Origin of the sequence: Algoriphagus sp. A40 (assembly GCF_002002735.1) — a bacterium.
In the GTDB taxonomy this organism is placed as follows: Bacteria; Bacteroidota; Bacteroidia; order Cytophagales; family Cyclobacteriaceae; genus Algoriphagus.
Map to the genome: position 1 here is coordinate 130,648 of NZ_MUNY01000072.1, position 12,318 is coordinate 142,965.

Consider the following 12,318-nt stretch of genomic DNA (forward strand, 5'->3'; position numbering starts at 1 on the left):
GCATGGACTACCAAAAACTAACCGGAAACCAACTTTTACAAATCAAAACCCTCGGACAGCTTAAGGCTGCCGGATATACACCAAAGTCCATCAAAGAAGAGCTCCGTGACAACCTGATTCTGAAAATCAAACGAAAAGAAAACGTCTTTGAAGGAATCTGGGGATACGAAGACACTGTGATTCCTGACATCGAGCGGGCCATCCTTTCCCGCCACAACATCAATCTGCTCGGGCTTCGCGGACAGGCCAAAACCCGGATTGCACGGATGATGACTCATCTTTTGGATGAATATTTGCCGGTAGTGTTTGGATCAGAACTCAATGATGATCCGATGCATCCGCTTTCCACTTTTGCCAAAAATCTCATAGAAGAAAAAGGAGACGATACTCCTGTCACCTGGTGGCACCGGGAAGACCGATATACAGAAAAACTGGCAACTCCTGACGTTTCTGTAGCAGATCTGATCGGAGACGTAGACCCAATCAAAGCTGCGACCATGAAACTCAGCTATAACGATGAGCGGGTGATTCATTACGGACTGGTTCCGAGATCCCACCGTTCGATTTTTGTCATCAATGAGCTTCCGGATCTGCAGGCTAGAATCCAGGTTGCCCTCTTCAATATTCTGCAGGAAGGCGACATTCAGATTCGTGGGTTCAAACTGAGATTGCCATTGGATATTCAGTTTGTCTTCACAGCCAACCCGGAAGATTATACCAACCGTGGAAGTATCGTCACTCCGCTGAAAGACCGGATCGAAAGCCAGATCATCACCCATTATCCAAAATCAATCGAAATTGGCCGAAAAATCACAGCCCAGGAAGCTAATCTAAAAGGCAAACCGCTGGAAAATATCCACGTGCCTGAGCTCATGAAGGACCTCATCGAGCAGATTGCAATTGAGGCAAGAGGTTCTGAACTGGTGGATGAAAAAAGCGGTGTATCTGCCAGATTGACCATTTCAGCCTATGAAAATCTGATTTCGGCTGCCGAAAGGAGACTTTACCTAAATGGAGAAGCCAACACGGTGGTTCGGATTGCCGACTTGATCGGGGTGATTCCTGCTATCACCGGAAAGGTCGAACTCGTCTATGAAGGCGAGCAGGAAGGGGCCGGATTGGTTGCTTACAATCTGATCGGAAAAGCAATCCGTACCCAGTTTGTCAATTATTTCCCTTCTCCTGAGCAAAAGAAAAAGGACAAAAGCGGCAATCCCTATGTGCTTCCTTTGGCTTGGTTTGGGGAGGGAAATGTGTTGGATATCCTTGCCTCCCAGCCGGACAAAGAATACAAAAGCCTGCTTCATACCGTCCCAGGACTGGAAGAAGTAGTGACCCAGATGGTCAAAAAACTTCCTGAAAAAGAGAAGGAATTTTACATGGAATTTGCACTCCACGGATTGGCTGAATTTTCTCAGTTGAGCAAAAAGCTATTGGATACTGGATTGCAGTTCAAAGATTTGTTCAGTTCCATGTTTGATATTGGGACAGCGGATGAAGGAGACTTCGGGGAAGAAGATGATAATTGAAAAGGGGCGAAAGCCTCTTTTTTGGTTCACCGTAGGAGGCGCTGAGAACGCTGAGATCTTTTAATATTGATTTTGCACTCTTATGGTAAAAAATTAGTGTTGATCCCTGTCTTCTTCTGCGAACACCTTGGAAGACTCTTGCGGAGATTTTTCACTTCAAGTGCAGCAAGATCAATGCGATCAAGGCCGGGAATCCCTGAATCCAAAAAATCTTCTTGCTGGCCGTCAGGGCGCCAAAGACTCCCGCAACAAGCACGCAGCTGAGGAAAAAGACGGCAATGTAGAATGACCACATCGGATCGGAAATCAATAATGACCAGATCAAGCCAGCCACCAAAAAGCCATTGTACAAGCCCTGATTGGCGGCCAATACTTTTGTCTTTGGAAATACATCCGCTGGTATTGACCTGAATGTTTTCCTGCCAATTGTGTCCCAAGCGAACATTTCGAAGTACAAAAAGTAGAGGTGCAAAGCAGCGATGCCACCGATAACGAGTTGTGAGGCGAGTTCCATTTTCTTTGGGGTTTATCGACAATTTAATCTTTTTGTAATAAACAGTGATCAGTCCCAGTTTCCTGCTTACTGCGACTGCTTACTGATCACTACCTTTGTCCTATGTCCGACATCCAGCTGCCCATTGACTTTGAGTCCCAGATGCTTTCTCTTTTGGGAAAGCAAGAGTTTGAAGCCTTCAAGTCAGCAGTCAACCAATCACCCCGCACTTCCATCCGCCTCAATCCGGCGAAAACTTTTTCACCTATCTGGCCAATGTCACCAATTCCTTGGTCAGAAAATGGCTTTTTCCTCGAGGAACGACCAAGTTTTACCCTTGACCCAGCCTTTCAGGCGGGAGCCTATTACGTGCAGGAAGCCTCCTCCATTTTTATCGAACATATCCTGAAAAGTCTGCAAATCCCCAAAGGCATCTACCTCGACCTGGCAGCAGCTCCGGGTGGAAAAAGCACGCTCCTGTCATCCTATTTAGGAAATAAAGGCCTCTTGGTTGCCAATGAAGTCATCCAATCCAGAGCCCAAATCCTGAAAGAAAACGCGATCAAATGGGGTCTGGGAAATATTGTGGTGACCAATAACGATCCCGATCACTTTGAACCTTTGGAAGGATTTTTCGACCTGGTGCTGGTAGATGCTCCATGCTCGGGCGAAGGAATGTTCCGAAAAGATCCCCAAGCCCGGGAAGAATGGTCGCCAGATCATTTGATCCTATGCTCTTCACGGCAAAAGCGAATCATGGACAAAGCCGGTGCTTTGGTCAAAGGCGGAGGCTACCTGATCTACTCCACCTGCACGTTCAACAAGCAGGAAAATGAGGAAATGATCCATTTTCTCACAGAAGAATTTGCCTTCGAGCCTGTCCAAATTCCTCTTGATCCTACTTGGAATATTGTAGAATCTCAAGTCGAAACTCCTGATGGGACCTTCTTCGGGTACCGTTTTTTCCCACACAAAGTCGAAGGTGAAGGCTTTTTTGTCACCGTGTTGAAACGCCCGGATTCCGCTTCAAGCCAAGACCCCGGCCGAATCAAAGACTTCAAGCATCCGGTTTTGAAATCTATTGGAGAGCGGGATGAAAAAGCAATGGAGTCGGAATTGGGATTTGAGGGAAATGGAAAATACTACAGCTTGAATGATTCCATTTTCAGAATCAACTGGAATTATTTCAGGCATTTTGAAAAAATTTCCCAACACCTAAGTCTCCGGTATTTCGGTGTGGAATTGGGCAAAAAGCAAAAAAACGACTGGATCCCTTCTCACGAATGGGCTCTATCCACCTTGCCAAAATCCGGCTTTTCAACTTTCGAAACCAACTTGGATCAAGCCCTGGATTTTCTCAGAAAAAACGAACAACAGATCCCTGGTCTTCCTTTGGGATGGGTGCTTTTGACCTACCAGAATCTGCCTCTAGGCTGGGTAAAAAACCTCGGAAACCGCCTGAACAATTACTTTCCGAAGGAGTGGAGAATACGGATGTGATCGCTATTCCTTGATAAATTCGAACCTAGCCCACTTTTTCCGGTGTCTGAGTGCATGGCCTGTTCCCAAAAACGGCGGCAAATAGGTCAGTTTTTCCAAGCGAACTTCGTGGATTCCAGTCGGCAGATGAGCAATGGGAATCTGGCCAAACAGGGCCATCTGTCCCGTATGTCCAGCTGTTACCTGTACCCATCTTTCGGCATCTATCAGAGAATCGTTGAGATAAATGCGATATTGATCGACAAGCGATTCAATCTTTTTCCATTCGATAGTGTCAGTGCTTAACAGTCCATTCATCTTCTGAGTGGAGCTTTCCTCCCGTTCATAGCGCGCCAGATATAGGTTCAGTACCTCTCCACTCACGGTTTTGGCTGGAGTCCACATTCTTGCGAAGCGTCTCTTTTCAGAATTATACTCTTCAAAATACCCACCGTCGTCCGGCCATTCGTAGTAGGAATCGTCCACATTTGCACTGGCTTGGTAAGCCGAAAACCCTTTGGTATCCTGGACAATAAACGGCATGGCCAGTACGACCAAGCTGATTGAAAACGAAACAAAGAACCATTTTCCAAGATTGCTCTGATAGATCGCTCCGATCGTTCCGCTCATACTTTTTCCCACAAAGTCTTTTATCCCGGAATTCTTCTTCAGCAATGGCACAATGGCAAAGCCAGCCATTGAAATCATGAAGATGATGTAGACGATCTGAAAGTCAAGATTGAAAACCAAGTAGATCCCTATCAACACAAGAAGGTACACTGTGATGGAAAAAATCGGGATGGCAACTGAGATCGGTGCTCCATAAAGCATACTGCACCATCGCTCCAGCTTGAGCAAGAAATATTGGGGAGGGTGATATTCCACTGATTGGGAATACTTGAAGAGTTTTTCCTTCACAATCCCATCAGGAAAGGCATAGGTTATCCCCAGCATCCCAGCCCAGATGAAGCGCATCACCAAATGGCTCACCAGAAAGATCTTAAACACCGAAATAATCACCGAAAAATACACCAAAATCAACTGAGCAGGGATTTGTTCCAAGCCATAATCCTGAATCAGAATGACCGAAAACTCAAACAACCTCGAGGGAATCACAAACAAAAAAGCCAGCGATATACCTGAAATAATCACCTCCGGCTCCCAGCTGTTCCTCTGAAGATGCTCAAGCCAAGTGAGGTCCTTTTGTTTTTCCATAAACAGTGGGTAGGTTCTTAATTTAAAAATTCCCGCAAGATGAAAACTTCCCGGATTATCAGAAGAATTAATCTGGAAAAAATATTTGAATTAATGGACTCTGGACTATTTTGATTTATTCGGGGAATTTTGATTAAAATCACAATGAAAACCACACAAAAATGGCTGAACTATTGGAGGAAAAGAGCTCGGAAAATTCCGAAAAGAAAAAAGCTAAAAAGCTGATCCAACTGGAGCGGACCCGTACAGCTTTTGAACGCCTGCAACTGGCCTGGGTTCGAACTGCCCTGACCATTTTGGCAATTGGGGTTGGGGTTTATGAGTTTTTCTTCAATCGCCTCGAGTCTGGGAAAAAGCCGCTTTTTGAAGCATTCACAGGAAGAGAGCTGGCTCTTGTGCTTTATTGCATATCCTTTACCATTTTGATTTTGTCTCTTTTGCAACACCGCGAAAGTATGGCAAAATTGAAGGAAAGCTATCCTGAAAGCCGCTATTCGGTTGCATCCCTTTTGTCGTTGATCCTTTTATTATTGGCTTTGTTCCTTACCTCGTTACTGCTCTGGAGGGCATTTAATCCCTGATTATTTCGCCTTGATCCATTCCAGGACCTGAGTTTTGGGCAAGGCCTCCACTGTTCTTCCGTCTTTCCCGGTCATCGTTTCAGCAGCAAAAAGTGAGTTAATGATCGCCTCTTCCGTGGCTTCTATGACTCCAAGGAAAAGTGCAGTCATGTCGTCATTGCCCAAAAATTCAGCCTTTTGAAGGGTTTGGGATGGAATCGAATGGGGAATTCTCTGTCCTTTTGCCGTAGAAAAAGCGATCACATAATCACCAGACCCATTGGAAGCGATGCCACCGGTTTTGGCCAAACCCATCATGGCGCGCTGGGCCATCCGCTCCAGATTCCGTTCCAATACCGGCGCATCTGTTGCGACAATTATCATACAGCTTCCGTCAGATTTTTCAAGGGCATCCTTAAAAGGGTAATTTCCCAATTTTTCTCCAACAGGAACTCCGGCGATCTGGAGATTTCCTCCAAAGTTGGTTTGAACCAACACGCCAACAGTATATCCACCCAGACTTTCCGGTAATTTTCTGGAAGCTGTTCCAATTCCCCCTTTCCAGCCAAAGCAAACGGTACCCGTTCCGGCACCCACATTTCCTTCCTGAATTGGGCCTGATTTGGCTGATTGGATCGTCTGGATGACTTCTTGAGGAGAAATGTGCATTCCGCGGATATCATTCAGGTAGCCGTCGTTGGTTTCGCCTACTACTGCATTGACCGATTGGACGTTTTCATTTCCGGCCTGATTCAAAGTATGCTTGGCGATTCCCTCAATTCCGGCAGCTACACTTAGGGTATTGGTGAGGACGATCGGGCTTTCGATATTTCCCAATTCCTGTACCTGGGTGACACCCGCCAGTTTTCCAAATCCGTTTCCAACAAAAATTGCCGCAGGTACTTTCTCCTGAAATAGATTCCCTCCATGAGGCAAAATGGCCGTGACTCCCGTCCGTATGTTTTCTCCTTCGATTTTGGTGAAGTGCCCAACTTTCAATCCGGCTACATCGGTGATTGAGTTTAAAAGCCCCGAGGGCAAAACTCCAAAAGGAACACCCAACTCACGGGGCCGGGATTGGGAAAATGCAGCGTTAATATTCATCATACACAAAAGAAGGAATAGGATAATTTTCATCAATAAGTAAAGTGGATGGAAGTGATGACTAAATTTTCATTTTTACAACTCTTTATTTTTCAATATTACTTATCTTAAGCACCCTTTCCAATCGTACCCATTCATGCTCAAAAAACAGCGATACGACGCATTTATCAAACATTTTTCCGAAAACATGCCCGTGGCAGAGACGGAGCTGCACTATGAAAATCCCTTTCAGTTGTTGGTTGCTGTTGTCCTTTCTGCCCAATGCACGGACAAGCGGATCAATATCGTCACCCCGCCATTGTTTCGTGATTTTCCAACTCCGGAACACTTTGCAGCATCCCATTTTGATGAGCTTTTTCCCTACATAAAGTCCGTTTCTTACCCCAGCAATAAAACCAAGCACCTTTTGGGATTAGGCAAAATGCTGGTGGAGGATTTTGGAGGGGAAATTCCCGAAACAGTCGCAGAATTGACCAAACTTCCAGGAGTAGGAAGAAAAACTGCCAATGTCATCACTTCTGTAGTATGGAATCAACCCAATATGGCCGTGGATACACACGTGTTTCGTGTTTCGAGGCGTTTGGGACTGGTTCCCTTGACTGCCAAAACTCCCCTGGAAGTCGAAAAACAACTGGTGAAAAACATCCCAAGGCAATACATCCATGTTGCACATCACTGGCTGATCTTACACGGCAGGTACACTTGCCTGGCCCGGAAACCCAAGTGTGAGGAATGCGCCATTACCCATTTTTGTAAGTTTTTTGAAAAGAATAAAGGAAAAGCGGATCGGGAGGATGCCGAGGTCTAAATGTGCGGGATTCATTTAATCTGGGGAAAAGGAGCCAATCAAAAATCCATTCAAGCTCTTGTTGATGCTTCTCACCATAGAGGACCAGATCAGTCTGCTATTTATTCTCCCTGGAACGGGCTTTGGATCGGTGTAAACCGCCTCAAAATCCTCGATCCCGGGCCTGAAGCTGATCAGCCGTTTTGGGCTCCAGACGGGAACAGTCTACTTATTTTGAACGGGGAGATTTACAATTTTCAGGAACTGAGAAGTCTACTTTCCAAGATGGGAGTTGAATTCATCACCCAGTCCGATACTGAAGTTTTGCTGCATTACCTGAGGTTTTTTGGGCAAAAAGGCCTGGAAAAACTCAACGGAATGTTTGCCCTGATCCATGTCGATTTGATCACTAAATCAGTGTTGGTGGCCTTGGATAGAAATGGAGAAAAGCCGCTATACTATTCCCAAAATCCCGAAACCTTGGTGATTTCTTCTGAAATCCGGGGAATCGCCGCAATTCGAAATCCCGCACCGGACTGGGAGCAAGCAGACCATTATTTCTATTTTAGGGCACCAGTACCGGGTAAGACATTTCACAAGGGCATCCGTGCATGGAAGCCGGGGCGATTCAGCACCATATTTAGGCATGACACTTTTCGTTGGGACACTTTAATTTCACCCAAGGAACCTGAAGAAATTCCAAGTCAAAATGTATTTAGGAAAAGTCTGGAAAAGGCCGTGCTCAATCAGTTTCATGCGGATGTTCCGGTCGGAATTCTCCTGAGCGGCGGTGCTGACAGTTCGCTGCTTTATTCCCTTTGGTACCAAAAAACAGGGACTCCACTCCCCGCCTATACCATTCAGGTAGAAAAAAAATACCGGACAAAATATGGAGACGGAAACGCATCCATCCGGCTTGCCAAACAAATTCCGGCCGAACACCGGTTAATTGAAATCAATCAGAGGGTCTTTCTTGAAAACTGGGACCAATACATCCAAAGCGTGGATCTTCCGGTGGGAGATTCTGCGGGTTTCCTGACTTGGATGATCGGCAAAACTGCAAAACCGGAAGTCAAAGTCTTGGTTTCCGGAGCCGGGGCGGACGAACTTTGGGGAGGATACCAGCGCCATCTAGCGTTTTCGAAGTATTGGGAGCAGCATGAATTTTGGAACAACTGGGCAGGTTTTTTTGGGAAATTCCCTTTCGGAAGAGCTTGGCAAAAGTACATGTCGGCCATTGGGACCAATCCAAACCAAACCTTTCTCAACTTTTCGGCCCTTCAAAATCCGCCTGTCTGGATGACTGACGATTATGCTCGAATTTTCAACAAGGATCTCCCGGAATACAAGCGGATGCTGGATTTTGACCGACAAGTCTATCTTGTTCAGGACGTTTTGAAAATCCATGACAACGCACTGATGGCCCATGGGATCGAAGGCCGGGCTCCCTATCTCGATGCTTCGATTTTGGGACTTTGGCAAAAAGTGAACGACCCCACAATCCTTACCGGAAAACCATGGATCAAAAATATCCTTCGGGAAAATGACTTGGACTGGGTGGCAGATCGAAGAAAGTTTGGTTTTGGTTTGCCTTTGAAGGAATGGCTAAGTGGAAAAAACGAGTTTTCAAGCCGACTTTTCACGGCGCTGAAAGACTTTGACCGAAGCAACGGGGAACACTTCCAGATTCCGGTCCGACAGCTCCTGCAGAATCCCGAGCAAAGTGTTAAAATTCATTTCTTAGCGCTCTATAATCTGTTTCTTTTAGCAGAATGGTCGAAATTGCACCGAATATGAGGCTCATCTATATCCACCAGTATTTCCGGACTCCCGATCAGGGCGGAGCCGTCCGATCCTTCTACTTGGCCAAAGGCTTGGTGGAGGCTGGAATCGCTGTGGATATGATTTCCACTCATGGGCAACCAGGCTACGACCAGCGCTGGATTGACGGGATCCGCGTACATTACCTTCCAGTGGACTATGATCAAAAATTCGGATTTTTGAAGCGAATTTGGGCTTTTTGGAAGTTTGTGGTTGAGGCCAGGAAACTTTTAAAAAAACTCCCAAGACCGGATTTGCTTTACATCACTTCCACTCCTTTAACTACCGGATTGATTGGCATTTGGGCAAAAAAAAGGATGGCCTTGCCATATATTTTTGAGGTTAGGGATCTTTGGCCGGAAGCTCCTATCCAAGTTGGCGCAATCAGAAATCCGATTATCAAAAAGCTGCTCTATTCACTTGAAAAGAGAATTTATGACCAATCCCTGAGCTTGGTGGCACTTTCTCCGGGGATTGCATCTCATCTGCAACATATCAGCCCCAGCAGGGAAGTAGCTCTGATTCCTAATTTTTCAGATTTATCTGTCTTTTTCCCAAAAGTCAGAGATCAAAGACTGGCAGATCAAATTGGTTTGGAAGCTGCATTCACAATCACTTATACCGGTGCGTTGGGTCAAGTGAATGCAGTAGAGGAGCTTTTGGATTTGGCTGAAATGGCCCAAAAAAGGGCGAAAAACTGGAATTTTCTGATCATGGGATCAGGAAGCCATGAGGAAAAACTTAAGAAAATATCCCATGCCAAGAGGTTGAAAAATGTCCGTTTTATCCCTTTTGCTGCTAAGGAAAAAGTCAATGAAATTCTAAGCATCAGCGACCTGGCCTGGGTTTCCTTCGCCCATTTGCCAGTATTAAAAACAAATAGTCCCAACAAGTTTTTTGATGCTTTGGCGGCTGGAAAGCCCATTTTGGTCAATCACAAAGGCTGGGTTTACGACTTGGTGAAAACTCACGAACTGGGAATTTCCTGCCTACCTGGAAAGATGGAGGCTGCTTTTTCCAAACTTGAATACCTGGAGCAAAACCGGTCTGAATTGGACAGATTGGGCAATAATTCCAGAAAATTGGCGGAAACCTATTTTTCAAAAGAAATCGCCCTGGGCCGACTTTTGGAGGTCATTGATCCCAAGCCAAAGACTACTCAGGTCGACGAGGTCGATATCCGGACTGCCTGAAGATCGTCTCGGAGTTGGACTCATTCATCAGTTCGGGCAAAGGCACGCTCCCATTTATCCCATAATCGTCCACGATATTCCATCCCAGCCATCTTCCCAATCTACCAGGGGCTTTGGTGGAAATCGCATCTGTAAACGGGGCTTCGCCGATGTATTTGCGGATTTCAAAAGGATTGGTTTCGTAAAGCAATTCATTTTCGACAAAGTGGGACCAGATGAATTCTTCATTGTCATAACACTCTGCGATTTCGGCCGGAGTATATCCGATGATAAATTGGTCGGGCGTGCAGGGCAGGATTGCTTTGACAAAATGGTAGGCTTTGCCATAATAAATCATTTCGGAGAGGAGGGTGTTCTCCTCAGGATTGACCGAATTGTATCTTGAGGAAATTGCCAAAACGATCATCGGTACGAGATAGGGCTTTTCATATCGATCTGCCATATACCTGGCGATATCCGGCTGAAATGTATGATCCGCCGGAAGAAAATAATCCAGACCGATCACCATGATATCTTCTGTCACCACCAAATCCGAATTGAAACCTGAAACAAACGTGTAAACCTTAGGAGTCTTGAAGTCGGGAAAATAATGCTTGATGTATTTGAAGGCATTTTCGAGTTCTTTTTCAATGTCGGCGATGTCCCCAAATTCCACCTTGACCGAATCATACAAAACCCGCATCGCAGAGTCCTGGTGGACTTGCAAGAGATTGGCAGCAAGTGAATCCGGAGAAGGATAGGTGCTTTGCTCCAGATAGGTTTCGGCAAATTCGGGATGCTTGTCCAGCAAAAAAAGAAAGTCCTGGGTAGATTTTGCCGCAAAAAATTCATCTTCCAGGCGTGTGATGGAAACCTCCAAATCCTGGTCTAGGATCTCCGGATCCAATTCGCAGACCTCTTCTTTTTTGCCGCAGGCAAAAACTAAAAACAATACTGGAATCAGAAATGCAATCCGGGTAAGACTCATAGAATATTGGTTTCAGATTCAAAAGTAAGGAATCCAATCTTAATCCTTTGAAACGCATCCTGAGACCAATTGGTATTTTCGGTTTTGCTTCTTGCTGGCTTAATTCCGTATTTTCCGAAGTGAAAAACAAATGGATCACCGGGTTGGAATTTTATCGATACCTGACTTTGCAAAAAGTCTCCAATTACCTGCTTTTAAGGAGTTCTTTTCGCCTAAGTCAAGTCCTCCACAGGCCAATTATGTGGGGAAAACCAACTACACTCAGCATCGAACCGACTACCAGCTGCAACTTGAGATGTCCTGAGTGTCCTTCGGGCTTGAGGTCTTTCACCCGACCAACAGGAATGCTACAGGAAAAGCTTTTTGAATCCGTGATCGATCAGGTCAAGGGGCATCTTTCCTGGCTGCACCTGTACTTTCAGGGCGAGCCTTTTTTGAACTCCCGATTTCTGGAAATGGTCAACTACGCCGATTCCAAAGGCATTTTCACCTCCACCTCCACCAATGCGCATTACCTTCACGCGAAGCAAGTGGATGAACTTTTGAAAAGCGGCTTGAAGCAGCTAATCGTGTCTATGGACGGAATCACGCAGGAAGTCTATGAAAAATACCGGGTGGGAGGAAATCTGGAAAAAGTGCAGGAGGGACTCAAAATGCTGGTTTCGGAGCGAAAGAAAGCGCGACAGAACTTTCCTAGAATCGTCCTTCAATTCCTGGTAACCGGACAAAATGAGCATCAGCTTCCAGCATTGAAAACCTGGGCCAAAAACATGGAAGTGGACGAACTTCAGCTCAAAACCACTCAAATCTATGATTTCGAAAACGGCTCGGAATTGATTCCATCAGACCTAGGCTACTCCAGATATATTCCTGTCGGAAACGGCCAATGGAAACTGAAAAAGAAGCCCGAAAACAAATGCTGGAGAATGTGGGAAGGTGCCGTAGTAACTTGGGATGGAAAAGTGGTCCCCTGTTGCTTTGACAAGGATGCAAGCCATGTGATGGGCGAGTTAAAGGAGCAACCTCTGGCTTCAATTTGGAATTCTTTGGCTTATATCAAATTCAGAAAACAACTCCTTTCAGACCGGACTCAGATCGAGATTTGCAGAAATTGCACCGAATAGGGATGACCGTTTGAGGCTTGAAGCCTAGTTTTTGGACCTATATTTG

At 45.6% G+C, this 12,318-nt stretch carries 11 protein-coding genes; 7 read left to right on the top strand and 4 right to left on the bottom strand.

The window, feature by feature from the left end:
• The first annotated feature begins 2 nt into the window (after nt 1–2).
• Entirely contained in the window at nt 3–1,529 is a 1,527-nt protein-coding gene (locus B0E43_RS18135; RefSeq protein ID WP_077352394.1) for a magnesium chelatase, read from the top strand.
• A gap of 151 nt (nt 1,530–1,680) precedes the next feature.
• Here B0E43_RS18135 and B0E43_RS18140 read toward each other — a convergent pair whose 3' ends face one another.
• On the bottom strand, nt 1,681–2,043 hold the full coding sequence (locus B0E43_RS18140) for a DUF1304 domain-containing protein (protein WP_077352396.1): 363 nt from the start codon (nt 2,041–2,043) through the stop codon (nt 1,681–1,683).
• 102 nt (nt 2,044–2,145) lie between these two features.
• On the opposite strand from B0E43_RS18140, the gene B0E43_RS18145 reads away from it, so the two are divergent.
• A complete protein-coding gene (locus B0E43_RS18145) occupies nt 2,146–3,522 on the top strand; it encodes a tRNA/rRNA cytosine-C5-methylase (protein WP_077352398.1) in 1,377 nt (458 codons plus the stop codon).
• Nucleotides 3,523–3,525: 3 nt separating this feature from the next.
• Here B0E43_RS18145 and B0E43_RS18150 read toward each other — a convergent pair whose 3' ends face one another.
• Complete coding sequence (locus tag B0E43_RS18150; protein ID WP_077352400.1) at nt 3,526–4,716, bottom strand: hypothetical protein; 1,191 nt, start codon at nt 4,714–4,716, stop codon at nt 3,526–3,528.
• A gap of 161 nt (nt 4,717–4,877) precedes the next feature.
• On the opposite strand from B0E43_RS18150, the gene B0E43_RS18155 reads away from it, so the two are divergent.
• Nucleotides 4,878–5,297, top strand: a complete 420-nt coding sequence (locus B0E43_RS18155) for a DUF202 domain-containing protein (RefSeq protein WP_077352402.1) — start codon at nt 4,878–4,880, stop codon at nt 5,295–5,297.
• On the opposite strand, the gene B0E43_RS18160 is transcribed toward B0E43_RS18155, so the two are convergent.
• On the bottom strand, nt 5,298–6,383 hold the full coding sequence (locus tag B0E43_RS18160) for a P1 family peptidase (RefSeq protein ID WP_254423455.1): 1,086 nt from the start codon (nt 6,381–6,383) through the stop codon (nt 5,298–5,300). It lies immediately after the preceding gene.
• 133 nt (nt 6,384–6,516) lie between these two features.
• Between B0E43_RS18160 and nth the strand changes: the two genes are divergently transcribed.
• Genes nth through B0E43_RS18175 form a run of 3 tightly spaced genes read left to right on the top strand, consistent with a single transcriptional unit; the run spans nt 6,517 to nt 10,181 of the window.
• The gene (nth, locus tag B0E43_RS18165; protein ID WP_077352407.1) at nt 6,517–7,188 is read left to right on the top strand and encodes an endonuclease III; all 672 of its coding nucleotides are present in this window, start codon (nt 6,517–6,519) and stop codon (nt 7,186–7,188) included.
• Entirely contained in the window at nt 7,189–8,964 is a 1,776-nt protein-coding gene (gene asnB, locus B0E43_RS18170) for an asparagine synthase (glutamine-hydrolyzing) (RefSeq protein WP_077352409.1), read from the top strand.
• The gene (locus tag B0E43_RS18175) at nt 8,961–10,181 is read left to right on the top strand and encodes a glycosyltransferase family 4 protein (protein ID WP_077352411.1); all 1,221 of its coding nucleotides are present in this window, start codon (nt 8,961–8,963) and stop codon (nt 10,179–10,181) included. The genes asnB and B0E43_RS18175 overlap by 4 nt, the downstream gene beginning before the upstream one ends.
• On the opposite strand, the gene gldB is transcribed toward B0E43_RS18175, so the two are convergent.
• Nucleotides 10,144–11,148, bottom strand: coding sequence for a gliding motility lipoprotein GldB (gene gldB / locus B0E43_RS18180; RefSeq protein ID WP_077352413.1), 1,005 nt, complete (start codon nt 11,146–11,148; stop codon nt 10,144–10,146). The genes B0E43_RS18175 and gldB overlap by 38 nt on opposite strands.
• 119 nt (nt 11,149–11,267) lie before the next feature.
• Here gldB and B0E43_RS18185 point away from each other — a divergent pair, with 119 nt between their 5' ends.
• Nucleotides 11,268–12,272: an SPASM domain-containing protein gene (locus B0E43_RS18185; protein WP_077352871.1), complete on the top strand. Its 1,005-nt coding sequence runs from the start codon at nt 11,268–11,270 to the stop codon at nt 12,270–12,272.
• Nucleotides 12,273–12,318 lie beyond the last annotated feature (46 nt).

Bases quoted from the DNA above. Each gene is read 5' to 3' on its own strand.
- B0E43_RS18145 (WP_077352398.1), top strand. From the start codon at position 2,146: ATGTCCGACATCCAGCTGCCCATTGACTTTGAGTCCCAGATGCTTTCT.
- asnB (WP_077352409.1), top strand. From the start codon at position 7,189: ATGTGCGGGATTCATTTAATCTGGGGAAAAGGAGCCAATCAAAAATCC.
- B0E43_RS18140 (WP_077352396.1), bottom strand. From the start codon at position 2,043: ATGGAACTCGCCTCACAACTCGTTATCGGTGGCATCGCTGCTTTGCAC.
- B0E43_RS18175 (WP_077352411.1), top strand. From the start codon at position 8,961: ATGAGGCTCATCTATATCCACCAGTATTTCCGGACTCCCGATCAGGGC.
- gldB (WP_077352413.1), bottom strand. From the start codon at position 11,148: ATGAGTCTTACCCGGATTGCATTTCTGATTCCAGTATTGTTTTTAGTT.
- nth (WP_077352407.1), top strand. From the start codon at position 6,517: ATGCTCAAAAAACAGCGATACGACGCATTTATCAAACATTTTTCCGAA.
- B0E43_RS18155 (WP_077352402.1), top strand. From the start codon at position 4,878: ATGGCTGAACTATTGGAGGAAAAGAGCTCGGAAAATTCCGAAAAGAAA.
- B0E43_RS18135 (WP_077352394.1), top strand. From the start codon at position 3: ATGGACTACCAAAAACTAACCGGAAACCAACTTTTACAAATCAAAACC.
- B0E43_RS18160 (WP_254423455.1), bottom strand. From the start codon at position 6,383: ATGATGAATATTAACGCTGCATTTTCCCAATCCCGGCCCCGTGAGTTG.
- B0E43_RS18150 (WP_077352400.1), bottom strand. From the start codon at position 4,716: ATGGAAAAACAAAAGGACCTCACTTGGCTTGAGCATCTTCAGAGGAAC.